21 protein-coding genes and 1 tRNA gene are annotated in these 22,231 nt (G+C 63.7%); 15 read left to right on the top strand and 7 right to left on the bottom strand.

From position 1 onward, the window contains the following. Positions 1 to 363 (bottom strand): hypothetical protein, encoded by a 363-nt coding sequence (locus HMPREF3170_RS11705; RefSeq protein ID WP_070361929.1) that lies wholly within the window; start codon positions 361 to 363, stop codon positions 1 to 3. 55 nt (positions 364 to 418) lie between these two features. Beyond that, the gene (locus HMPREF3170_RS04590; protein WP_246814913.1) at positions 419 to 1,882 is read right to left on the bottom strand and encodes a threonine/serine exporter ThrE; all 1,464 of its coding nucleotides are present in this window, start codon (positions 1,880 to 1,882) and stop codon (positions 419 to 421) included. A 45-nt stretch (positions 1,883 to 1,927) separates the two neighbouring features. On the opposite strand from HMPREF3170_RS04590, the gene HMPREF3170_RS04585 reads away from it, so the two are divergent. The 4 genes from HMPREF3170_RS04585 (at position 1,928) to HMPREF3170_RS04570 (ending at position 5,323) form a co-directional block, all read left to right on the top strand. Beyond that, a complete protein-coding gene (locus HMPREF3170_RS04585) occupies positions 1,928 to 2,677 on the top strand; it encodes a DUF364 domain-containing protein (RefSeq protein WP_083290865.1) in 750 nt (249 codons plus the stop codon). Beyond that, a tRNA-Thr gene (locus tag HMPREF3170_RS04580) sits at positions 2,656 to 2,728 on the top strand. The genes HMPREF3170_RS04585 and HMPREF3170_RS04580 overlap by 22 nt, the downstream gene beginning before the upstream one ends. Before the next feature lie 478 nt (positions 2,729 to 3,206). Next, on the top strand, positions 3,207 to 3,914 hold the full coding sequence (locus tag HMPREF3170_RS04575; protein ID WP_070361930.1) for a response regulator transcription factor: 708 nt from the start codon (positions 3,207 to 3,209) through the stop codon (positions 3,912 to 3,914). Between the two features lie 14 nt (positions 3,915 to 3,928). After that, the gene (locus HMPREF3170_RS04570) at positions 3,929 to 5,323 is read left to right on the top strand and encodes a sensor histidine kinase (RefSeq protein ID WP_070478094.1); all 1,395 of its coding nucleotides are present in this window, start codon (positions 3,929 to 3,931) and stop codon (positions 5,321 to 5,323) included. Here HMPREF3170_RS04570 and HMPREF3170_RS04565 read toward each other — a convergent pair. Then, a complete protein-coding gene (locus HMPREF3170_RS04565) occupies positions 5,320 to 5,724 on the bottom strand; it encodes an HIT family protein (RefSeq protein WP_070361932.1) in 405 nt (134 codons plus the stop codon). The two genes, HMPREF3170_RS04570 and HMPREF3170_RS04565, sit on opposite strands and share 4 nt — an antisense overlap. 30 nt (positions 5,725 to 5,754) lie before the next feature. Here HMPREF3170_RS04565 and purD point away from each other — a divergent pair, with 30 nt between their 5' ends. From purD to purL, 7 genes are all read left to right on the top strand, one after another. Beyond that, positions 5,755 to 7,002 (top strand): phosphoribosylamine--glycine ligase, encoded by a 1,248-nt coding sequence (gene purD, locus HMPREF3170_RS04560; protein ID WP_070478092.1) that lies wholly within the window; start codon positions 5,755 to 5,757, stop codon positions 7,000 to 7,002. 26 nt (positions 7,003 to 7,028) lie between these two features. After that, a complete protein-coding gene (gene purB, locus HMPREF3170_RS04555; RefSeq protein ID WP_070478235.1) occupies positions 7,029 to 8,477 on the top strand; it encodes an adenylosuccinate lyase in 1,449 nt (482 codons plus the stop codon). An 11-nt stretch (positions 8,478 to 8,488) separates the two neighbouring features. Further along, positions 8,489 to 9,385 (top strand): phosphoribosylaminoimidazolesuccinocarboxamide synthase, encoded by an 897-nt coding sequence (locus tag HMPREF3170_RS04550; RefSeq protein ID WP_070363439.1) that lies wholly within the window; start codon positions 8,489 to 8,491, stop codon positions 9,383 to 9,385. Positions 9,386 to 9,415: 30 nt separating this feature from the next. Then, positions 9,416 to 11,536 (top strand): S9 family peptidase, encoded by a 2,121-nt coding sequence (locus tag HMPREF3170_RS04545; protein WP_070478090.1) that lies wholly within the window; start codon positions 9,416 to 9,418, stop codon positions 11,534 to 11,536. A gap of 87 nt (positions 11,537 to 11,623) precedes the next feature. Continuing rightward, the gene (purS, locus tag HMPREF3170_RS04540) at positions 11,624 to 11,854 is read left to right on the top strand and encodes a phosphoribosylformylglycinamidine synthase subunit PurS (RefSeq protein WP_070361934.1); all 231 of its coding nucleotides are present in this window, start codon (positions 11,624 to 11,626) and stop codon (positions 11,852 to 11,854) included. Further along, complete coding sequence (gene purQ / locus HMPREF3170_RS04535) at positions 11,851 to 12,522, top strand: phosphoribosylformylglycinamidine synthase subunit PurQ (RefSeq protein ID WP_070478088.1); 672 nt, start codon at positions 11,851 to 11,853, stop codon at positions 12,520 to 12,522. The genes purS and purQ overlap by 4 nt, the downstream gene beginning before the upstream one ends. Before the next feature lie 7 nt (positions 12,523 to 12,529). Further along, entirely contained in the window at positions 12,530 to 14,803 is a 2,274-nt protein-coding gene (gene purL, locus HMPREF3170_RS04530) for a phosphoribosylformylglycinamidine synthase subunit PurL (protein ID WP_070478087.1), read from the top strand. Between the two features lie 10 nt (positions 14,804 to 14,813). Here purL and HMPREF3170_RS04525 read toward each other — a convergent pair whose 3' ends face one another. Then, positions 14,814 to 15,407 (bottom strand): hypothetical protein, encoded by a 594-nt coding sequence (locus HMPREF3170_RS04525; protein ID WP_070478084.1) that lies wholly within the window; start codon positions 15,405 to 15,407, stop codon positions 14,814 to 14,816. 8 nt (positions 15,408 to 15,415) lie between these two features. Further along, positions 15,416 to 16,396, bottom strand: coding sequence for an acyl-CoA thioesterase (locus HMPREF3170_RS04520; RefSeq protein WP_246814912.1), 981 nt, complete (start codon positions 16,394 to 16,396; stop codon positions 15,416 to 15,418). Between the two features lie 46 nt (positions 16,397 to 16,442). Between HMPREF3170_RS04520 and HMPREF3170_RS04515 the strand changes: the two genes are divergently transcribed. The 3 genes from HMPREF3170_RS04515 to purM are packed head-to-tail and all read left to right on the top strand — an operon-like array spanning position 16,443 to position 19,417. Then, positions 16,443 to 16,832: a sterol carrier family protein gene (locus HMPREF3170_RS04515; protein ID WP_070478233.1), complete on the top strand. Its 390-nt coding sequence runs from the start codon at positions 16,443 to 16,445 to the stop codon at positions 16,830 to 16,832. A 21-nt stretch (positions 16,833 to 16,853) separates the two neighbouring features. Continuing rightward, the gene (gene purF / locus HMPREF3170_RS04510; RefSeq protein ID WP_246814911.1) at positions 16,854 to 18,347 is read left to right on the top strand and encodes an amidophosphoribosyltransferase; all 1,494 of its coding nucleotides are present in this window, start codon (positions 16,854 to 16,856) and stop codon (positions 18,345 to 18,347) included. After that, positions 18,344 to 19,417: a phosphoribosylformylglycinamidine cyclo-ligase gene (gene purM / locus HMPREF3170_RS04505; protein ID WP_070478078.1), complete on the top strand. Its 1,074-nt coding sequence runs from the start codon at positions 18,344 to 18,346 to the stop codon at positions 19,415 to 19,417. Before purF ends, purM begins: the two co-directional genes overlap by 4 nt. Positions 19,418 to 19,794: 377 nt before the next feature. Here the strand turns inward: purM and HMPREF3170_RS04500 are convergent, their stop codons facing one another. Both HMPREF3170_RS04500 and HMPREF3170_RS04495 read right to left on the bottom strand, forming a co-directional pair. Beyond that, positions 19,795 to 20,001, bottom strand: coding sequence for a DUF3073 domain-containing protein (locus HMPREF3170_RS04500; protein WP_070478076.1), 207 nt, complete (start codon positions 19,999 to 20,001; stop codon positions 19,795 to 19,797). A gap of 189 nt (positions 20,002 to 20,190) precedes the next feature. Beyond that, a complete protein-coding gene (locus HMPREF3170_RS04495) occupies positions 20,191 to 21,276 on the bottom strand; it encodes a CAF17-like 4Fe-4S cluster assembly/insertion protein YgfZ (RefSeq protein ID WP_141742200.1) in 1,086 nt (361 codons plus the stop codon). Positions 21,277 to 21,307: 31 nt separating this feature from the next. On the opposite strand from HMPREF3170_RS04495, the gene HMPREF3170_RS04490 reads away from it, so the two are divergent. Then, positions 21,308 to 22,231, top strand: coding sequence for an aminodeoxychorismate lyase (locus HMPREF3170_RS04490; RefSeq protein ID WP_070478072.1), 924 nt, complete (start codon positions 21,308 to 21,310; stop codon positions 22,229 to 22,231).

The raw sequence follows: 22,231 nt of genomic DNA, 5'->3' as shown, positions 1-22,231 counted from the left end.
CTACGACTTCTTCTTTACAGTCTTCTTTTTGGTGGCCTTTTTCTTTGTTGCTTTCTTCTTGGTGGCCTTTTTCTTCGTGGCCTTCTTCTTAGAAGCCTTCTTCTTGGTGGCTTTCTTCTTCGTAGCCTTCTTCTTGGTCGCCTTCTTCGGCTCTTCCTCTTCCTCAGCGCCCAGGACTTCCTCCGCGTACTTCTTGTACACGAAGCCCTGTGGCTCGACACCGAGCATGGACATCAAGGTCACGCCATCAAAAAAGTCCTCGGCGTAGGTAGCAACAATCCTGCGAGCACCAGATGCTGTCTGCTCCTCAACGGCGTGGAGCGCCTCAGGCGAGGGGCGAGAGTCGGTGATCTTGGGTGGCACTACGGGTTCCTCCTTGTATGACGCGCATTACTAGCACAACGATTCTACGCCAATATTAGTGACGAAGCCCGCCTGGGGGCCTCCGTCGTCGGATCTGCTGGAACGTGAAGCGCCCGGCCCGCTTGAAAGCCTCGTACGGAATGTAGTGCTGCGGGGCACGCAGACGGCGCGCCACCCACTCGCCAAACACCACACCGCCAGCCAGCGCCATACAGGTGCCGACCGCCATGAACAGGTTGGTCAGGCCCACCACGATCTGCTCGTTCATCATGGCGTACATCCCGCGATACACACCAGAGCCAGGCAGGAACGGGGTCACACCAGCCACCGCGGTGATCACCGGGTTGATCAGGAAACGGCGGGCAATCAAACCACCCGCAAGGCCGACGACGAACGCCAACGCCGCCGTCGCCATCAACGCACCGGAGCCGATTGGGATCAAAAACAGGTAATACATACTCGAACCGGCGGCGGCCGTAAACGCCGCCACCACCACCGCGGGGCGCTCCGCGAAGCACGTCACCGCGAATGACGCCGACGCCAACGTACTCCCCGCAATACGCGCCGCCGCACCACTAAACGTTGGGGTCCCCAGCATTGTCTCCAGCGGAGGCAAGCCCAGGCCCATGAGCTCCCACGTGTTCAACCCAATCGCGACACCAGCCACGATGCCGCCGGTAAAGAGCAGTGTCTGGAAGAATCGCGCCGAGGCCGTCACCGGCGAGCCCGTCACCCCGTCAAGCAGCGACTGCACCAAGGTCAGACCCGCCAACAGGACCACGATGCCCACCGCGATCACTTGGCTGGGCACAATCGTCTTGCCGATCATCGGCGCGACCTCGTAGAACAGCGCCGCCGGGATCGTCGTCAAGAAGCCGCCGATGGCGCAGTGGAAGAAGTAAGGCAGGGAGTTGCGGGACAGAATCTTGTTAAATCCCATGATGAGAAACGACGTCAGGCCGCCGATCGCTGACATGAACAAGTCCCCGCCCAGCAAAATCGCGACGGCCGCGCCCATCACCAGCCAACCCGCCAGGTACCGCGTATTGCGCCACGGGATAGGGGAGTTATCAATATCGTCGAGGATTTTCTCCGCAAGCTCCGGTGGCGTGGCACCCGAACGAATCGAGCGAATCAGCCGGTCCGCCTCCTGCAGCTTGTGGTAGTTTTCGCTCATCATCGTGACCACGCGGAACACGTTGACCGGGGTACGCTTGTGCACCCCAATAATCGTGTTAATCATGATCGTGTTCACGGTGATGTCCACATGACAGTAGTGCAGCCCATACGAAGACGTCACTGTGTGAATCTGCGCAATCGCATCCGAAGACGTCGTGCCATTCGCGATCAGGATCTCCCCAATGCGCGCAGCAATATTCATCACCCCGGCTACCTGCGCGGTATCCGTCAGATCGATCGGGGCAAGCACGGACGGCGGTGGCGACGTTCGCGCCGCGTCAATCGTTGCCACATGTTGGCGCGACCCGCGGACAAACTCCCACAGCGAATTCAAGTTCACGTATTCGACCCTAGCAAGCCACCCCGACACGCCTAGAATGGCCACATGACCTGGCAACTCTACGAGCAACTTATCGACGCCACCCCGACCACCATCACCGTCACCGACTTCGGCATCGCACCCCACTGGGCCTGGCTCCGCACCTCCGACGGCCACGTCGGCATCGCCGCCGTCTACTCCGGCGACGGCCGCCCCGTCCTCTCCGAGTCCCCAATCGGACGCCCTCTTATCGACGCCGCCTCCATGGTCACATCGTGGAACTTCGCCGAAGCCGGCGTCGGCCTCGCCGCCATCAATGCTTGGGTGAACCGCGACGCATCCCACTTCGCCGAAGCTCCGGACGCATTCGTCGCCTACGCCTCCCACTACGCCGGCAAGCGCGTTGGCGTCGTCGGGCACTTCCCAGGCCTGGAGCGCACCCTCCGCGACGTCGCCGACCTCTACGTCTTCGAGCGAGTCCAACGTCCCGGCGACTATCCGGACTCCGCCTTCGAATACCTCGCCCCGAATCTGGATGCAGTCTTCATCACCGCCTCTGCCCTCGTGAACAAAACGATGCCCCGCCTCTTGGAGCTCGCATCCGGGCTGGACACCATCATTGTCGGTCCATCAACCCCAATGACACCCACGCTTTTCGATGCCGGCGCCACCACCCTTTCCGGGTTCATCCCCACCGACCCTGCCGGGCTCGTCGGGACGCTGAAGGGCATCGGTGGAGGTAGGAAGTGGGATTTCGGTAAACGAGTGAACGTTAGTGTAGACTCTTCAGCGCTGCTAGAGTGGCGCAATCGGTAGCGCAACGCACTTGTAATGCGTAGGTTGCGAGTTCAAGTCTCGTCTCTAGCTCTGAAACCCCCTCCCGGGACGTACCTAACGCCGGGGAGGGGGTGTTTGCGTTGGGGGAGCGCCCGAAAAATTCCCCGGCTCAGGGAACTATTTTGATGCCCGACGCCCCGCAATCGCCCCGGTGCACCAATTTCCCCATTCTCGCCAAGGCCAAGCGACGTTTCCCCAGTTCAGCGTTTGATGGCGGTGAGATCTGGTGCCCAGGCAATGCACAGTCATTCCCGACGACCTGCATTGGTCGACGCTAAGAGGTCGACCGGAACGAAATCCAACCGGCCCCAACCCCGCCTCTCCCGGCGGACTATCCCTGTTTTACTCACCCACGTGCAGGGGGTGTACAGGAAACGTTCAGAGAAACGGCGTTAGATAGAGACAGTTATGTTCGCGGGCGTGGAAGCCATTCGTGGCGCCGACGCGTTTCCTGAGAGAAGTAACAGGAGGCGTGGAATGCCCTGGTCTATGAAGGAGTGAACTGTACATGTCTGAGGCTACGAAGCCTGTAAAGGTGCTCGTTGTTGACGATGAGCCGAATATCGTTGAGTTGTTGACGGTTTCTTTGAAGTTCCAGGGCTTTGAGGTTGAGAGTGCGGGGTCTGGCCAGGAGGCGCTGGAGAAGGTGAAGGACTTCCGTCCGGACGCGTTCATCCTTGACGTGATGATGCCGGGGATGGATGGCTTTGAGCTGTTGGGCAAGCTGCGCAGCGAGGGCATTGACGGCCCGGTGTTGTTCCTGACGGCGAAGGACGCGGTGGAGGACCGGATCCACGGCCTGACTATTGGCGCCGATGATTATGTGACGAAGCCGTTCTCCTTGGAGGAAGTGATTACTCGTCTGCGTGTGATTCTGCGTCGTGGCAAGGTGACGGAGGACGCAGATGAGGATACGACGCTGCGCTACGCCGATCTGACGTTGAATGATGAGACGCACGAGGTGACGAAGGCCGGCGAGATCATTGAGCTGTCGCCGACTGAGTTCAACCTGCTGCGCTACTTGATGCTGAATGCTGAGGTGGTGCTGTCGAAGGCGAAGATTCTGGATAACGTGTGGCACTACGACTTTGGTGGCGACGGCAACGTGGTTGAGTCGTACATTTCGTATCTGCGACGCAAGGTGGATAACGGTGATGTGCCGTTGATTCACACGGTGCGTGGCGTCGGCTATGTGCTGCGTACACCTCGTAAGTAAGGCGTAGGTGACCGATGAGTAGGCGTCGGCTTCATGCGCTTGCGTACTCGAGGACGAAGCCGCTGCAGAAGCAACTGGTGGCGTTGGTGTTGGCGATTGCTACGCTGGCGCTGGTGGTGAGCTTCTCTGCGGTGTATATCTTCATGCGCAGCATTTTGTATCAGCGTGTCGACGACCAGCTCAGCGAGGGGTTGGACACGTGGGTTGGTCAGGTGACGTGGGTGCCGTCGTCGGGTGCGCCGAGCGATTTTTATCAGGAGACGTGGTATCCGCAGTTCGGGACGTCGTGGAGCCCGGTGTATGTGGATACACCGCCGGACCTTTCGAGGGTCAAGCAGCAAGATAAGGCGGTGACGGTGCCGTCGACAGGCGTGGCGCCGGGCGTGAAGTGGCGCGCGATGTCACGTGAGATGCCGGACGGCACTGTGAAGTATGTTGCGAAAGAGCTTGACGCGGAGCAGCGCGTGCTGCGTTGGCTTGCGATTGTGGAAACGACATTTGGGCTCCTTGCCGTGGTGGGGATTGCGTGCGCGGGGCGCACCTATATTCGTAAGGCGTTGGCCCCGTTGCGTGAGGTAGAGAACACTGCGCTTGCAATTGCCGACGGCGATACGAAGCGCCGGGTGCCGGTGTGGTCGAGGGAGACTGAGGTCGGCAAGTTGTCGTACGCGATGAACACGATGGTGCAGCAGCTGCAGGAGTCCGTGGAGGATGCGCAGCTGAAGGAGGAGCAGATGCGTCGCTTTGTGGGTGACGCTTCTCATGAGCTGCGTACTCCGCTGACGAGTGTGCGCGGGTATGCGGAGCTGTACCGCAAGGGTATGGCGCCGGATGCGGACATGGTCATCGGCAAGATTGAGGAGGAGTCCGCCAGGATGCAGTTGCTGGTGGAGGATCTCCTCGCGTTGACTCGTGCGGAGGGCACTCGCCTGGATAAGCGCCAGGTGGATGTGTTGGAGATGGTGACTTCGGCGGTGAGCTCTGCGCATGCGGCGTTCCCGGAGCGTTCACTCACGATTGAGAACAACGCCTCCTGCGTGCCGACGGTCAACGGTGACCCCTCGCGGCTGCACCAGGTGTTGCTGAACCTGATTGTGAACGCGTTCAAGCACGCGGGCAAGGATGCGTCGGTCACGGTGGCGTTGCGGGAGAACCTGGACCGCATCATCATCGAAGTCATTGACGACGGCTGCGGTATGGAGGAGAAGGACGCGGAGCACATCTTCGAGCGGTTCTACCGCGCGGACAACTCCAGGAACCGCGCCTCCGGCGGTGGTTCGGGGTTGGGGTTGGCGATCGCGAAGTCCCTCATCGAGCAGCACGACGGCACTATCACCGTGAAAAGCGCGCCGGGTGAGGGCTCCACGTTCACCATTTCCCTCCCGATGGAGAAGGGCCCGAAGGATTAAGCCTCGAGTGCTGCGCGCAGCTTCTCCGCGGCCTCGTCCATCTTCGCCGGATCGGTTTCGTCCATCTTCATCACGGTGGACAGGTCGTAGCCGGACATGTCGTTGGCGGGGAAGACGTGGATGTGTGCGTGCGGCACTTCGAAGCCGGCGATGAGGTAGCCGGCGCGCTCGCTGCCAAATGCCTCGATGATGGCGTTGCCTACTCGCTGGGCAACGTCATTCATTTTTGCCCACAGCGCTGGCTCGATGTCGGTCCACTTATCGATCTCCTTGACGGGAACGACCAGCGTGTGACCGTACGCGATCGGCTCGATGGTGAGGAACGCGGCGACGTCCTCGTCCTTGTACACGAAGCGGCCTGGAATTTCACCTTGAATAATCTTTGTAAACACAGTGCTCATAGCGCCTAGGTTACCGGTAAGTTAGTGGGCATGCGCATCCTTGTTATCGGTTCGGGCGGCCGCGAACACGCCCTGTTGAAAGGTCTTGCAGGACACGAGCTCACTGTCGCGCCGGGAAACGCCGGCATGGCACCACTTGCTGAGGTGAGGAGTGTCGACGTCGCTTCGCCTGAGGCAGTCGTCGAGCTGGCGAAAGACGTTGACGCTGAGCTTGTCGTGATTGGCCCTGAGGTGCCGTTGGTTGCGGGAGCGGTTGACGCACTGCAGGCCGCGGGCATTCCGGCGTTCGGCCCGACGAAGGCCGCGGCGCAGCTGGAGGGGTCGAAGGCATTCGCGAAGGACGTCATGGCCGCCGCGGGTGTGGCGACGGCTCGGGCGCAGCGCGTTGAGCACATCGAGGATATCGACGCCGCTATCGAGGCGTTTGGCCCGCACTACGTGGTCAAGGATGATGGGCTGGCTGGCGGCAAGGGGGTCGTCGTCACGCTCGATGCTGCCGAGGCCCGCGCGCACGCTCGCGCGGTGATTGAGGCCGGCAACCCCGTGCTGTTCGAGTCCTTCCTGGAGGGCCCGGAGGTGTCACTGTTCTGCCTCGTTGACGGCGAGACCGTGGTGCCGCTGCTGCCAGCGCAGGACCACAAGCGCGCCTACGACAATGACGAGGGCCCGAACACTGGTGGGATGGGCGCGTACACGCCGCTTCCGTGGCTGCCGGAGGGCGGCGTGGACCGCATCGTGGACGAGATTGCGCGCCCGGTTGCGCGTGAGATGGTCGCTCGCGGTATCCCGTACCAGGGTCTGTTGTACGTTGGCGCGGCGTGGGGGCCGGAGGGCCCGTCGGTGGTGGAGTTCAACGCTCGCTTCGGCGACCCGGAGACTCAGCCGGTGCTTAGCCTGCTGCGTACCCCGCTTGTCGACGTCCTCTACGCCGTAGCAACGGGCAGCCTCGATACGCTCCCGCCGTTGGAGTGGGAGGACGGCTACGCTGCGACGGTGGTGCTGGCGGCGAAGGATTACCCGGAGCACCCCAAGACCGGGGACGTCATTGCAGGCGCCGACCTGGACAACCCCGACGTGGTGTTGCACGCAGGTACCGCGACCAAGGATGGGGAGTACGTCTCGGCCGGTGGGCGCGTGCTCAACGTGCTGGGTAAGGGCGTAACGCTGCAGGATGCGGTGGACGCTGCCTACCAGGTGATTGAGCAGATTTCGCTCGAGGGTTCCTTCTACCGCAAGGACATTGGGCGGCGCGCGATTGAGGGAGAAATCCGTATCTAGCGCGCGTGTCGGGACGTTGTGCGATAATCAGCGTCGTGGCTGAGAAACTGTTGAAACCGAACAATAGCAACGTCCTGTCGAACCGCTACGCGTCGCCGGAGATGGCGACGCTGTGGAGCGCAGAACACAAGATCATTCTGGAGCGTCAGCTCTGGATCGCCGTGATGAAGGCGCAGCGTGAGCTGGGAGTCGAGATTCCCGAGGAGGCGATCGCTGCGTACGAGGCGGTCGTCGACAAGGTGGACCTGGGCTCTATCGCTGAGCGTGAGAAGGTCACGCGACATGACGTGAAGGCGCGCATTGAGGAGTTCAACGCGCTGGCCGGGTACGAGCACATCCATAAGGGGATGACCAGCCGTGACCTGACCGAGAACGTCGAGCAGTTGCAGATTTACCGCTCGCTGGAGCTGATTCGCGACAAGTCGGTTGCGGTACTCAAGGCGATCGGGAACCGGGCGGATCAGTACTCCACCCTGGTGATGGCGGGGCGTTCGCACAACGTTGCGGCGCAGGCCACGACGCTGGGCAAGCGTTTCGCATCGGCGGCGGATGAGATGCTGGTAGCGGTTGAGCGCATCGAGACGCTGCTGGCGGCCTATCCGCTGCGCGGCATCAAGGGCCCGATGGGTACTGCACAGGACATGCTGGACCTGATGGGCGGCGACGAAGCGAAGCTGCGCCAGCTGGAGCAGTCGGTGGCGCGCCACCTCGGCTTCGAGCGCACCTTTGACTCGGTCGGCCAGGTCTACCCGCGCTCCCTGGACTTCGACGCTATCTCGGCGATCGTGCAGCTGGGAGCGGGTCCGTCGTCGCTCGCGACCACGATCCGCCTGATGGCCGGCAACGAGACGGTCACGGAGGGCTTCAAGGAGGGCCAGGTTGGTTCTTCGGCGATGCCGCACAAGATGAACGCGCGTTCCTGCGAGCGCGTCGGCGGCTTCCAGGTGATCCTGCGCGGCTACCTCACCATGGTCGCTGACCTTGCTGGGCAGCAGTGGAACGAGGGCGATGTGTTCTGCTCGGTGGTGCGCCGCGTGGCCCTGCCTGACGCGTTCTTCGCTATCGACGGCCAGTTTGAGACATTTCTCACTGTGCTGGATGAGTTCGGTGCGTTCCCGGCGATGCTCAACCGTGAGCTGGACCGTTACCTGCCGTTCTTGGCCACGACGAGGATCTTGATGGCGTCGGTACGCGCGGGTGTGGGCCGTGAGACAGCGCACGAGATTATCAAGGAGCACGCGGTTGCGATGGCGCTTGATATGCGCGAAAATGGCGCTGAACAAAACCTCATTGAGCGCCTCGCCGCTGATGAGCGCCTCCCGCTCGACAAAGAGCAGCTGCAGGATGCGTTGGCTGACCGCCACGCGTTCATTGGCTCGGCGGAGTCGCAGGTCAGCAACGTGTGCGCTCGTATCCAACAGCTTATCGACGCCCACCCGGACGCCGCTGCGTACAAACCAGGGGAGATTCTGTAACCTTTATGTCCATGCGTCCAGAGCTTTCTGACTATACCCACCTGGCTGGCGGCAAAGTCCGCGAGATTTACGAGGTGGATGACGAAACGTTATTGATGGTGGCGTCCGACCGCATTTCGGCGTTCGACTTCTCGCTGGAGCCGGCGATCCCGGATAAGGGCCGGATTCTGACTGCCACGTCCATGTTCTTCTTCGACCTGCTTTCGGGTGTGCGCAATCACCTGGCGGGCCCGGTTGATGATCCCCGGATTCCGGAGGAGGTCCTCGGCCGCTCGTACGTGGTGAAGAAGCTGAAGATGATTCCGTTCGAGTGTGTCGCTCGCGGTTACCTGACTGGTTCGGGCAAGAAAGAGTACGACCGCACCGGTATGGTCTGCGGCGTGAAGCTGCCCGAGGGCCTGGTTGAGGCCTCGAAGTTACCGGAGCCGATTTTCACCCCGGCGACGAAGGCCGCGCAGGGCGACCACGATGAGAACGTGACGTTCGAGTATGTGGAGGAGAAGGTGGGCGCGAAGCTCGCTGCCCAGCTGCGCGACCTCACCTTGGAGGTGTACACCAAGGCTGCGGAGTACGCGGAGACCAAGGGCATCATCCTCGCGGATACGAAGCTGGAGTTCGGCGTCGACGAGGAAGGCAACCTGGTCCTTGCGGACGAGGTACTCACGCCTGATTCGTCCCGCTACTGGCCAGCCGATACGTACGAGGAAGGCAAGGTGCAGCCGAGCTTCGATAAGCAGTACGTGCGCAACTGGCTCACCGGCCCGAAGTCCGGCTGGGACCCTGCGGAGAACACGCAGCCACCGGAGCTGCCTGGTTCCGTGGTGGAGGCGACCCGCGACCGCTACATCGAGGCGTACGAGCGCCTCAGCGGCGAGAAGTTTGGGGACTGGCCGGGGGCGCGTGCCTAAGGCGTGAGGTTGCGCGTAGACTCGTCGCCTATGACGAATTTCAGCGCGCAACCGCCAGTGGCAGCACAACACCCTACGACTCGCGTGTTTCATGGACGCGAGTTCGTCGATAATTATGAGTGGCTCCGGGACAAGCAGTCCCCGGAGACCATTGCCTATTTGGAGGCGGAGAACGCGTATACCGCGGAGGCGACCGCCCCGTTTGCCCCGCTCGCTGAGCAGGTTTACCAGGAGATGAAGTCTCGCATCAAGGAGACTGATATGTCCGTGCCGCAGCGCAACGGCGACTGGTGGTACTACGGCCGCACCATCGAGGGTAAGAGCTACGGCGTGTCCTGCCGCGTGCGGGTCGGCGACGACCCGTGGACGCCGCCGACGCTGCCGGAGGACGGCTCGCCGCTGCCGGGGGAGCAGGTGCTGCTTGACCTCAACGAGATGGCCGAGGGCCATGAGTTCTTCTCACTCGGCGCGTCAGCGGTATCTACGTCGGGGCGCTTGCTCGCCTTTTCGACGGATACCTCCGGCGACGAGCGCTTCGACCTGCGCATCAAGGACCTGGAGACCGGCGAGCTGCTGCCGGATACCATCGAAGGTGCCTTTTACGGCGCGACGTGGGCGGGGGAGCAGTACCTGTTTTACCTGCGCGTTGATGACGCGTGGCGCCCGCACCAGGTGTGGCGCCACGAGGTAGGCACGGCGGCGTCAGAGGACGTGCTGGTCTACCAGGAGGACGACGAGCGCTTCAACCTCGGCGTGGGCGGGGACCGCGCCGAGCAGTTCCTGTACATCGTGGCCAGCTCGAAGCTGACCAGCGAGTGGCGCGCGGTACCCCTGGAGACGCCGACCGCCGAGTTCGAGGTGCTGTGGCCGCGCGAGGAAGGCGTGGAGTACGACCTGGATTACGCGGAGCTCGCCGGGCGCGGGTACTGGGTGGTCACGCACAACGCCACCGGCCCCAACTTTGCAGTGGGGACCTGCCCGGTGGATGCGCGGGTGCCGCTGACTGAGCTGGAGACGTTCGTGGAGCACAGCGCGGATGTGCGCGTAGAGGGCGTCGATACGTACCGGGACTTCCTGTTTTGTGCCTACCGCTCCGGCGGCATTAGCAGGCTTGCGGTAGCGCCTGTGGAGGGCGGCAGCTTCGGCGCGCTGCGCGAGCTCGAGTTCGACGAGGAGCTCTACACCGTGGGCTTGGGCGGTAACCCCGAGTGGGACGCCCCGGTGGTGCGGCTGACCTACACCTCGTTTACGCAGCCTGCCCAGCTGTTCGACTACCAGGTGGCCACCCGCGGCGTGACGTTGCTGAAGCAGCAGGAGGTGCTCGGGGGCTACGACGCCGCCGACTACGTTGCCAGCCGCATGTGGGCTACGGCCGACGACGGAACCCAGGTGCCGATCTCCGTGGTGCACCGCGCGGACCTGGACATGACCCATCCGCACCCGACGCTGCTCTACGCCTACGGCTCCTACGAGTCCTCCGTGGACCCAGGCTTTTCCGTGGCGCGACTGTCGCTGCTGGACCGCGGCATGGTGTGGGCGTGCGCGCACGTGCGCGGTGGCGGTGAGATGGGCCGCGGCTGGTACGACAATGGCAAGATGCTCACGAAGAAGAACACGTTCACCGACTTCATCGCGTGCGCCGACGAGCTGGTGCGCGCGGGCGTGAGCTCCTACGACACGCTTGTGGCCGAGGGCGGATCGGCGGGCGGGATGCTGATGGGCGCGATTGCGAACATGGCCCCGGAGAAGTTCGCGGGCATCCAGGCGATCGTGCCGTTTGTGGACCCGCTGACCTCAATCCTCATGCCGGAGCTGCCACTGACCGTGGTGGAGTGGGAGGAGTGGGGCGACCCGTACCACGACCCGGAGGTCTACGACTACATGGCCTCCTACGCCCCGTACGAGAACATCACAGCCCAGCGCTACCCGGACATCCTTGCAGTGACCAGCCTGAACGATACGCGCGTGCTGTACGTGGAGCCCGCGAAGTGGGTGGCGAAGCTGCGTGAGATAGCTACGGGCGGGGAGATTCTGCTTAAGACGGAGATGTCCGCGGGCCACGGCGGTGTGTCCGGCCGCTACGAGAAGTGGAAGCAGACCGCGTTCGAGTACGCCTGGACGCTCGTACACTCGGGGGCGTGCACCGTCTAGCAGCCGCAAAATAAAGGACTCCCGCGGGAGGGATCCGTTCGTTATACTGTCTTCGTCGTAATGACCTCCGAGACACGAAGGATTCTCATGGCAAAAGTCGTGGTAAATGTCATGCCTAAGGCTGAAATTTTGGATCCGCAGGGCCAAGCTGTCCTGCGCGCGCTGGGCAGAATCGGGGTGAACGGTGTCGAGGACGTGCGTCAGGGCAAGCGCTTTGAAATCGAAGTCGACGACACCGTGTCCGACGATGAGCTCAAGCGCGTCGCCGAAACCCTCCTGGCAAATATGGTGATTGAAGACTTCGAGGTTGTTCGATGACGGCAACCATCGGTGTAATCACGTTCCCAGGCACGCTCGACGACGTCGATGCGTTGCGTGCCGTCCGCCTGGCTGGCGCACAGCCGAAGTCGCTGTGGCACGCTGATGAAGATTTGACGGGTGTTGACGCCGTCGTGGTCCCCGGTGGGTTTTCCTACGGGGACTATTTGCGTTCCGGAGCCATCGCCGCACAGGCCCCGATGATGGGCGCTGTGGTGGAGGCTGCGAAGAAGGGCATGCCGGTGCTGGGCATCTGCAACGGTTTCCAGATCCTCACCGAGGCTGGCCTGCTGCCGGGCGCGCTGACCCGCAATCAGCACCTGAACTTCCACTGCGTGGACACCTACCTTGAGGTGGCCAACGCGGAGACCGCGTGGACGAACCGCTTCAACGAGGGGGACAAGATCCTCGTGCCGGCGAAGCACGGCGAGGGCCGCTTCCAGGCGTCCGCCGAGACCATTGAGCAGCTGGAGAAGGAAGGCCGCGTGGTGTTCCGCTACACGGATAACTTCAACGGTTCCATCAACGCGATTGCTGGTGTGACGAGCGAAAACGGTCGCATCGTTGGGCTCATGCCGCACCCGGAGCACGCGATTGAGGCGCTTACGGGGCCGTCGACGGACGGGCTCGGGTTGTTCTTGTCCGCTATTTCTTCGATCGGAGCGTAGGGAAACAATGACTGTACATAATGACACGGTGGAGCACGCCGCGCAGACTCCTGAGCTGGAGCAGCCCTACGCGGAACTCGGCCTGAAGACCGACGAGTACGAAAAGATCAAGCGCATCCTGGGCCGCCGCCCGACGGATGCGGAGCTGACGGTGTACTCCGTCATGTGGTCCGAGCACTGCTCCTACAAGTCCTCCAAGGTGCACCTGCGCTACTTTGGGGAGACGATGACGGAGGAGATGGCGTCGAAAATTCTGGCCGGTATCGGCGAGAACGCGGGCGTCGTCGACATCGGTGACGGCGACGCGGTGACCTTCCGCGTGGAGAGCCACAACCACCCGTCCTTCGTGGAGCCCTACCAGGGTGCCGCGACGGGTGTGGGCGGCATTGTGCGCGACATCATGGCGATGGGCGCGCGCCCAATCGCGGTGATGGACCAGCTGCGCTTCGGCCCTGCTGACGCACCGGACACCAAGCGAGTCCTGCCTGGCGTGGTGCACGGCGTTGGCGGCTACGGCAACTCGCTGGGCCTGCCGAACATTGGCGGCGAGACCGTCTTCGACGAGGCATACGCGGGTAACCCGCTGGTCAACGCGCTGTGCGTGGGCACGCTCAAGGTCGAGGACCTGAAGCTGGCGTTCGCCTCCGGCACGGGCAACAAGGTGGTCCTCTTCGGCTCCCGCACGGGCCTTGACGGCATCGGCGGCGTGTCGGTGCTGGGCTCTGCGACCTTCGAGGAAGGCGAGGAGCGCAAGCTCCCAGCCGTCCAGGTTGGCGACCCGTTCGCGGAAAAGGTCCTCATCGAGTGCTGCCTGGAGCTGTACAAGGCCGGCGTTGTCGTCGGTATTCAGGACCTCGGTGGCGGCGGCTTGGCGTGTGCTACCTCCGAGCTGGCTGCGGCGGGCGACGGCGGCATGACCGTCAACCTGGACAACGTGCCACTGCGCGCGGCGAATATGAGCGCCGCCGAGATCCTGGCGTCTGAGTCCCAGGAGCGCATGTGCGCCGTGGTCACCCCTGAGAACGTGGATCGCTTCATGGAGATCTGCGCGAAGTGGGAGGTCGGTGCGGCCGTGATTGGTGAGGTCACCGATGAGAAGGACCGCTACCTCGTCTACCACAAGGGCGAGTTGGTACTGGACGCGCCGCCGTCATCGATCGACGAAGGCCCGGTCTACGACCGCCCGTACGCGCGCCCCGAATGGCTTGATGGCGTGCAGGCGAAGGCGGACGTCGATACTTCGGAGGACCTGGAGGCTACCTGGCTGAAGATGGTTGCCTCCCCGGCGCTGTGCTCCCGCGACTTCATTACGCAGCAGTACGACCGCTACGTGCGTGGCAACACCGTGCAGGCCCAGTACTCGGATGCGGGCGTGCTGCGCATCAACGAGGAGACCTCGCGCGGCGTGGCGATTTCCGCTGACGCGTCCGGCCGCTACGCCTACCTGGACCCGAACATGGGTGTGCGCCTCGCGCTTGCGGAGGCCTACCGCAATGTTGTGGTCACCGGCGCGAAGCCGGTCGCGGTGACGAACTGCCTCAACTTCGGTTCCCCTGAGAACCCCGACGTAATGTGGCAGTTCCGCGAAGCCGTCCACGGCCTCGCCGACGGCGCTGCTGAGCTGGAGATTCCGGTCTCCGGCGGCAACGTGTCCTTTTACAACCAGACCGGCGAGACCCCAATCCTGCCGACCCCAGTCGTGGGCGTGCTCGGCGTGATCGAGGACGTCAACGCCGCCATCCCGCACCGCCTGCCGAAGGGCGAGGGCGAGCAGACCTTGCTCGTGCTGGGTGACACGAAGGCGGAGTTCGGCGGCTCGGTGTGGCAGGACATCTCCGGCCAGAGCCTGAGTGGTCTGCCGCCGCAGGTGGACCTCGCGAACGAGGAGCGCCTCGGCGAGTTGCTTCACGCGAACAAGGATATTCTTGCCGCGCACGACCTGTCTGAGGGTGGCTTGTCCCAGGCTGTCTTCGAGATGCTGCTGGGCTCCGGCAAGGGCGCCAAGCTGGATCTTTCGGCGGTCCACGAGGACGCGTTCACCGCGCTGTTCTCCGAGTCCGCCTCCCGCGTGCTCGTCGCGGTGGATCCGTCGCTTGTCGACGCCACCATCGAGCGCGCAAACGCCACCGGCGTCCCAGCGCACGTGTTGGGCACCACCACCGACGACGGCCAGATCACCTTCGGTGAGCACTCCGTCGCCGTGGCCGCGCTGGCCGACGCGTGGGCGAATACGTTGCCGGCACTGTTCGGCAACGCGACGGCCCCGAACGCCGCGCTGTAGTTAGCGCGATTTAGAGGTTATGCCGCCAGGTCATTATGGTGCCTGGCGGCGTTTCCATGCGCAGGCCTGTTGCCTCAACGCCGGGCTGGGAGGCATCGTCGACGGAGAAGCTGACGAAGGTCTGGTTGTAGGTCTGGTTGGGGACGAGGTCCTGCGGGTTTCGCGGTAGGCCAGGGAGCTCTACGGTGTCGCAGAGCTGGGTGGCAAAGTTGCGCACGCGGTTCGCCGCCACGTTGCCTTCGCCGACGATGGTGATGTCGGGGCTGGCTACGCTTTCGTCGGGGCTGTCGCCTGCGGTGTTGCCGGTGTAGACGTAGCTGATGTCGAAGCACCGTAGCTGGGTCACGTCGGCGAGCGCGGTGTCGGCGTTGGTGTAGTCGCCGACGCGGCTGCGTGCCTCCTGCCCTGAGATGACGTGGGGGTTCTCTACGCGGGCCCGGAAGTGGTACGCCCCGCCCTTATCGCCGAGGAGCGTGACGGCGGCGGACTGGCGGAACTGCAGCGCGGTCGCCGTCTTCGGCTGGGGCGCCGCGCAGCCCGCCATCGACCCGGCGAGGCAGGCGCTCGCGGCCAGCAGCCCAGCGGTTCGCTTCAGCACTGACATAGCCGCCACTAATCGACGCGCTGCTGCGCATCATCTGGGCGCACCAGCGGCTCCGGCTCGTACTGTGCCCGCAGGTCCTTGAGCGTCTGCGTGTGCTCCCAGAGGCGCTTGTCCTCGTCCGTGACTGGGGTGAACTTGCGCGCGGCCAGCGGGTTGCCGTCGATGTCGATACCGATGTAGGTCACCGTGGCGTGAATCGCGTTCTGGAGCGACTCGCGTCCGCCGCGCGGATCCCCCGATCGAACAAAGATAGAGGTGTGCATCGAGCGTGCATCCGTCCTGGTCAGGCGCGCTTCCACCTCGATGAGGTCACCGATGTGGATCGGCTTGTAGAAGCGGATGCCGCCCGCGTACACCGCTGCGGTGCGTTCCCCGGACCACTCCATCGTGCAGGCGATGCCGGCCTCATCGATCCACTCCATGGCGGTGCCGCCGTGCACATCGCCGCCCCAGTTGATGTCGGTCGGCTTCGCCAGGAAGCGGTGGATCGTGCGCGGCGCGGTGGAGTCGTCCGTGTAGGTCTGTTCCAGCATGGACGCCTCGATGGCCTTGCGCAGGTCGATGCGGGAGATCGCGGCGGCTTCCACGCGGCGCTCCTCATCGGTCTCAGGCGTAAATGTCGGCACCGGGGTTGGGCGCCCAGCTGTATCCTTTGCCACGAAAATCACCAGGCAGTCGCACGCGCGAGTGAAAACACCTTCCCGGGGGTCTGCCGAGAGCACCTCGTTGACGATGTGCATGGAAGTGCGGCCAGTCATCGCGATCCGGGAACGGACCTCCACAATGTGACCCGACGGAATCGGTCGGGTGAAGTGGATGTGGCCGACGTAGGCAGTCACGCAGTAGGTCGAAGACCACTGCGCGGCACACGCGTATGCCGCCTTGTCGATCCACTGCAACACACGGCCACCCGAAACACCCTGGGCGCCCGCGTGGAGAACATCTGTAGGAGCCGCCATGAAACGCAGCGTGATGGAAGGAGACTTCATGGCACCACAGCATAATATGAAATCCATGGCACAGAGGAAGGCACCGATGAAGACAGAGGTGGACCCGGCAGCGACACGAGCGGCCGTCCTGGCAATCAAGGACTGGCTGTTGGACGAAGAGGGCGTCGACAAGCCCGGCAGGGCTTTGCTTGCCGACGCCGTGCGACGCACCGCCCGCACCCTCGCCCACGAGATGCCCGGACACACAGTAGAGCTGCGAGTACCCCCGTTTGTTGCGGTGCAGTGCGTCGAAGGCCCCCGCCACACCCGCGGCACCCCGCCCAACGTCGTGGAAATGGACCCGACCACCTGGCTGCGAATCGCCACAGGTTGTGCCACTTTCGAGGAAGAAGTTTGCGCCGGGCGTATCGACGCCTCCGGCTCCCGAGCCCACGAAGTCCAAAAAGGGCTGCCAGTTCTACCCCTTCACCCCTAGGTGTTCGTTAGAGTAGAGCACGTGCGAACCGAAGAGGAATACATCGGGGATGACACTCCGCGCGAAGAATGCGGTGTGTTCGGCGTTTGGGCGCCCGGTGAAGACGTATCAAAACTGACATATTTCGGACTATTTGCCCTCCAGCACCGCGGCCAAGAAGGCGCAGGTATCGCTGTGGGCGACCACGACCAAGTGGTGGTGTTCAAAGACATCGGGCTGGTCAGCCAAATCTTTGACGAGCCGACGCTCGGCGCGCTGCAAGGCGACGTCGCCATCGGCCACACCCGGTATTCCACGGCGGGCAACAACTCGTGGGACAACGTGCAGCCGATGTACCGCGTCAGCCCCAACGGCACCGACGTCGCGCTGGCGCACAACGGCAACCTGACCAACTACGTGGAGCTGCAGCGCGAGGCCGTGGAGCGCAAGCTTATCCCCGCCGACGGGGTAGAGGGCCAGGGCTCCTCCTCCGACACGGCGGTCGTCTCTGCCCTCCTCGCCGACGCCATCCGCGACGACGTCACCCTCCTGGACTCCGCGCGCCAACTCCTGCCGCGCGTCAAGGGTGCGTTCTGCTTCATGGTGACCGACGGTAAGACCCTCTACGCGGCCCGCGACCCACACGGCGTGCGCCCACTGTGCCTCGGCCGCCTGGAACGCGGCTGGGTCGTCGCATCGGAAACGTGTGCGTTGGACATCGTGGGCGCCTCCTTCGTCCGCGACATTGAACCGGGCGAGCTCATCGCCATCGACGAGACCGGCGTCCACTCCGAGCGCTTCGCCGACGCACCGCACGCGCATTGCGTGTTCGAGTACGTCTACGTCGCCCGGCCCGACTCAGTTGTCGACGGCCAATCCGTCAACAGCGCCCGCATCGATATCGGACGCCGCCTGGCCCGCGTCGCACCCGTCGACGCCGACCTGGTCATGCCGGTCCCAGAGTCCGGCACCCCGGCAGCAATCGGCTACGCCGAGGAGTCCGGCATCCCGTTTAAGCAGGGCATGATGAAGAACGCCTACGTGGGCCGCACCTTCATCCAGCCCTCGGACACGCTGCGCCAGTTGGGCCTGCGACTGAAGCTCAACCCGGTGCGCGAAGTCATCGAGGGTAAGAAGCTCGTCGTCGTGGATGACTCCATCGTGCGCGGCAACACCCAGCGCAAACTGATCCGTATGCTGCGCGAGGCCGGGGCCGCCGAAGTGCACGTGCGCATCGCTTCGCCACCGGTGAAGTGGCCGTGCTTCTACGGCATCGACTTCGCCAGCCCCGGCGAGCTCATCGCCAACCACGGGCGCGGCGGCAACGAAGAAGTTGTTGCCGAGTCCATCAGGACCATGGTGGGTGCGGACTCCCTGGCGTTCGTCACCACCGAGGACATGATCGCCTCCACCAACCAGCCAGCCTCCAACCTCTGCGAGGCCTGCTTCACCGGCGAGTACCCACTCGGGCTCCCGGAGGGCAACCACAACGCAGATCTTGTTCGTCGTCTTCAGAAAGGTGAAAACGCATCATGACCCACCACAACACCCCAGCTGAATCGGGCGTGTCCTACGAGGCCGCAGGTGTCTCCATCGAAGCCGGCGACAAGGCCGTAGAGTTGCTCGCGCCCCTTGCCAAGCGCGCCTCCCGCCCAGAGGTCCAGGGTGACATCGGCGGCTTCGCCGGCCTGTTCGCCTTGGGCAAGTACAAGGAGCCGCTGCTCGCGGCCGGGTCCGACGGCGTCGGTACCAAGCTGGCCGTCGCTCAGGCGATGGACAAGCACGACACCATCGGCATCGACCTGGTCGCCATGTGCGTCGACGACCTTGTCGTCTGCGGCGCGGAGCCACTTTTCTTGCAGGACTACATCGCGATCGGCAAGGTCGTCCCCGAGAAGGTAGCCGACATTGTTTCCGGCATCGCCGAGGGCTGCGTCCAGGCGGGCTGCGCGCTGCTCGGCGGCGAGACCGCTGAACACCCAGGCGTCATGGACGTCAACGACTACGACGTCTCCGCCACCGCAATCGGCGTCGTCGAAGCTTCCGAGCTCCTCGGCCCGGACAAGGTCCGCGAGGGCGACACCATCATCGCGATGGCGTCCTCCGGCCTGCACTCCAACGGCTACTCACTCGCACGCTACGTGCTGCTCGAGCGCGCCGGCCGGCCTCTCGACGGCCACGTCGACGCCCTCGGCCGCACCCTCGGCGAGGAGCTTTTGGAACCAACCAAGATCTACGCCCTCGACTGCCTGGCGCTTGCCAAGGAGTGCGACGTGCGCACGTTCTGCCACGTCACCGGCGGCGGCCTGGCCGGCAACATGGAGCGCATCATCCCTGAAGGCCTGGTCGCAGACATGGACCGCTCCACCTGGACCCCCGGTCCGATCTTCCAGACCATCCAATCCGTCGGCGACGTCCCCGTCGAGGAGATGGAGAAGACCTTCAACATGGGCATCGGCATGGTGGCCGTCGTGGCGCCAGAAGCGCGTGACCAGGCGTTGGCGCTGCTGAAGGACCGCGGCATCGACAGCTGGGTCCTCGGCGAGGTCCGCGCTGCAGATGCCGGCGAGGATGCCCGCGCGGTACTTCGGGGCCAGCATTCTTAGGAATCACGCACCACATTCCGCAATTTCAATCACCGGGCTTCACAAAAGCTCAGGTCGCTGATTGGCTGTGCAGGAATGTGGTGTCGCCTTAGTGGCCTCAGTGCCAAAGGACGCACCCAGTTTTATCTAGCCCTTTTGTGACCTGTGGATATGTAAGTGGCCTGTTTTGGAATTGCGTCCTTTGGCACTCGTGCTCCCGTGCGTGCACCAAATTCTCTCCCGCCCGACCAGCGACTAGGGAAAACGCCAGGCCTCTACCTAAAACCAAGGAATTTGGTGTCTCCTTGGTGCCAGCAGCCTCTGAACGAGTGTTAAGGCACCAAAAGAACACCCGCGGCCCGGATGGGCAGCAGGTGTTCTTTGTAAGCGTTGGACGTTTAGCGGCCTGAGGTGCCGTACGCATCCCAGTCGGCGTAATCGGCGTACTGGTCATCTACCTCGTAGTCGTCGTCCTCTTCCCAGCTCTTCTTCGGAGCTTTGCCTGCGAGCTCGCGTTGGAGCGACTCGAGGTCCATTTCGGGAGAGTTGTACTTCAGTTGGCGAGCAACCTTGGTCTGCTTTGCTTTGGCGCGTCCGCGACCCATTGCGTGACCCCCTTGAGGTGGTTCTTCTGGGCGGCTCCCGGGCAGGGAGCGGCCTCATGCTTTTCGATTCGTTAATTGTCCTGTAGGACATAATAGCGCGAACGTTCCAAAAATTCCCCTCCACGGGGTGACCTGTGTGTTTGCCCAGCGGGCCCCGGCAAGAGCCCGCACCGGGCCCCAATTTGAGACCTAGTTGCCGCGCAGCCGTTGTTGTGCCTTGCGCCCGGCTTTCTCGCCCTCGTCGGTGGGGAGGGAATCGGGGTCGATGCGGGCGGAAACGCCATCGATGTCAAGGTCGACGGCGGTGCCGGCGTTGAGTGCGGACCGTTTCAGGCGGGCCAGTGCGATGGGGCCGTAGTCGGCGTCGTGGACGACGGTGCCCAGCGTGCCAACCGCGCGCCCGCCCGCCCGGATGGTTGCACCGATCTCTGGCTCGGTGGGTGCGGAGCCGTCGAGCTGCAACATCACCATGAGCCGAGGGGAGCGGCCAATGTTTTCCACGCGCGCGACGGTCTCTTGCCCGCGGTAGCAGCCCTTCTCCAGGTGGACGGCGGCGATGCGGTCACCGCGGTTGATCAGGCGCGGGGCTTCGTGCGGGATGGTTTTTTCGTCGCAGTCGGCGCCGAGTTCGGGCTCGCCGGCCCGCACCCGCTCGGCGGTAAACGCCATGAGTCCGCCGAGCGCGGCCCCGCGTTCCACCAGCGTATCGACGACCTCTTCGATCCGATCGCGTTCGACCGCGATGTCGAAGCGCGCGTGCGCGGTCCACGGGGACACCCGCCGGGAAAACGCCGTGCCGTCCATCGACGCGAGGGCTTCCGTGGCGTCGGCTGGGCCGATGAGCGTGAGGATCGCCAGGTCGGTGTCGGTGATGGTGACGTCGGACCAGAACACCATTTTGCGCAGGAACGCGGTGAAGGTTTCGTATTGCGCGGCTGGCAGGTCGAGGTAGAACGTGGCGCCGTCGTAGAAGACGTCGGCGTGGTGGAGGATCCTGCCCTGTGCGTCGAGGTCGAGGGCGGAGGCTGCGAAGCCGGAGGGGGCGTCGTCAAGCTTTTGTGAGAGGAGGTTGTTTAAGAACTCTGGTGCGTCGGGCCCCGCGACCGCGATGATGCGGCGCTGCGAGCGGTCGATGATGACGGGCTGGGTGTCCATGGCGCGTTGTTCGCCGAGCGGCTCCCCGTAGTGCCAGGCGACCCCCTTCGCGTCGAGCGGCGTCGTGCCCGCAAACTCTGCGGCGCCAGGGCGTTGCAAAAGTGGAGAAGAGTTCAACACATCCACCATCGTAGCGGGATACTATGAACGCATGGGTTCGTCGCACTTGTTACCAGCTCCAGTGATCTATCTTGTGGAACCGTTCGGCGGTTCTATTCGACGCCAAAACGCCAGCATGCCGCACGTGTTTTGGGACGACGCCGCCGTCACGCGTGGCGACGGCATCTTCGAAACCATCCTGATCCGGAAGGGGGTGCCCGCCAACCTTGAGGCCCACATTGAGCGTTTCCGGCGAAGCGCCCGCACACTCGACCTGCCGGACCCGGGGGTGGACCACTGGGTGAAGGCGACGAATGAGGCGGTGGCCGACTACGTGCGCGAGCGTGGCAGCGAGCCGGAGGAAGTGGACGCGCGCTGCGTGTGGACGATGACGCGCGGCCGCGAAACCACCGGGGTGCCCACGGCGTGGCTGACGGTGCGCCCCATCGACGAGACTGCCCTGAAGCAGCGCAAGAGCGGGGTGTCGGTGATGACGACCTCGCGTGGCTACTCCTTGGACACCGGTGAGCACGCAGTGCCGTGGATGCAGGTAGGCGCGAAGACCTTGAACTATGCGGCGAACATGGCTGCGCTGCGCTGGGCGAAGAGCCACGGGCACGACGACGTCATCTACATCGACCCCACCACCGAGCGCGTGCTGGAAGGTGCGAACTCGACGGTGATCGTGGTGAAGAAGGGCGGGCGGATCCGCACGCCGAAGCCGGGGCCGGGCATCCTGCCGGGCACGACGCAGGCCGCGCTGTTCGAGTACGCATCCGAGCGCGGCTGGAAGTGCAAGCAGAAAGACATCTACCTCAATGAGCTGTTCAAGGCTGAGTCGGTGTGGCTGGTGAGCTCCACGCGGATGGCGACGAGGGTGAAGCGCCTGAATGACAAAAAGCTCCCGGCCCCCGAGAACGCTCGGGAGATCCAGGAGCTGGTGCAGCAGGCGCTCGACGCGAGTCTTGGCCTGTAA

The organism is Corynebacterium sp. HMSC08D02, from assembly GCF_001807505.1.
Taxonomy (GTDB): Bacteria; Actinomycetota; Actinomycetes; order Mycobacteriales; family Mycobacteriaceae; genus Corynebacterium; species Corynebacterium pseudogenitalium.
This window is presented reverse-complemented; position numbering and strand designations above follow the sequence as displayed.

What these genes read in the sequence shown, in the direction of transcription:
- HMPREF3170_RS04490 (WP_070478072.1), top strand. Translation starts at nt 21,308, where the DNA reads ATGGGTTCGTCGCACTTGTTACCAGCTCCAGTGATCTATCTTGTGGAA.
- HMPREF3170_RS04550 (WP_070363439.1), top strand. Translation starts at nt 8,489, where the DNA reads ATGCGTCCAGAGCTTTCTGACTATACCCACCTGGCTGGCGGCAAAGTC.
- HMPREF3170_RS04525 (WP_070478084.1), bottom strand. Translation starts at nt 15,407, where the DNA reads ATGTCAGTGCTGAAGCGAACCGCTGGGCTGCTGGCCGCGAGCGCCTGC.
- purL (WP_070478087.1), top strand. Translation starts at nt 12,530, where the DNA reads ATGACTGTACATAATGACACGGTGGAGCACGCCGCGCAGACTCCTGAG.
- HMPREF3170_RS04520 (WP_246814912.1), bottom strand. Translation starts at nt 16,396, where the DNA reads ATGAAGTCTCCTTCCATCACGCTGCGTTTCATGGCGGCTCCTACAGAT.
- HMPREF3170_RS04570 (WP_070478094.1), top strand. Translation starts at nt 3,929, where the DNA reads ATGAGTAGGCGTCGGCTTCATGCGCTTGCGTACTCGAGGACGAAGCCG.
- purD (WP_070478092.1), top strand. Translation starts at nt 5,755, where the DNA reads ATGCGCATCCTTGTTATCGGTTCGGGCGGCCGCGAACACGCCCTGTTG.
- purS (WP_070361934.1), top strand. Translation starts at nt 11,624, where the DNA reads ATGGCAAAAGTCGTGGTAAATGTCATGCCTAAGGCTGAAATTTTGGAT.
- purM (WP_070478078.1), top strand. Translation starts at nt 18,344, where the DNA reads ATGACCCACCACAACACCCCAGCTGAATCGGGCGTGTCCTACGAGGCC.
- HMPREF3170_RS04575 (WP_070361930.1), top strand. Translation starts at nt 3,207, where the DNA reads ATGTCTGAGGCTACGAAGCCTGTAAAGGTGCTCGTTGTTGACGATGAG.
- HMPREF3170_RS04500 (WP_070478076.1), bottom strand. Translation starts at nt 20,001, where the DNA reads ATGGGTCGCGGACGCGCCAAAGCAAAGCAGACCAAGGTTGCTCGCCAA.
- HMPREF3170_RS04545 (WP_070478090.1), top strand. Translation starts at nt 9,416, where the DNA reads ATGACGAATTTCAGCGCGCAACCGCCAGTGGCAGCACAACACCCTACG.
- HMPREF3170_RS04515 (WP_070478233.1), top strand. Translation starts at nt 16,443, where the DNA reads ATGAAGACAGAGGTGGACCCGGCAGCGACACGAGCGGCCGTCCTGGCA.
- HMPREF3170_RS04565 (WP_070361932.1), bottom strand. Translation starts at nt 5,724, where the DNA reads ATGAGCACTGTGTTTACAAAGATTATTCAAGGTGAAATTCCAGGCCGC.
- purQ (WP_070478088.1), top strand. Translation starts at nt 11,851, where the DNA reads ATGACGGCAACCATCGGTGTAATCACGTTCCCAGGCACGCTCGACGAC.
- HMPREF3170_RS04585 (WP_083290865.1), top strand. Translation starts at nt 1,928, where the DNA reads ATGACCTGGCAACTCTACGAGCAACTTATCGACGCCACCCCGACCACC.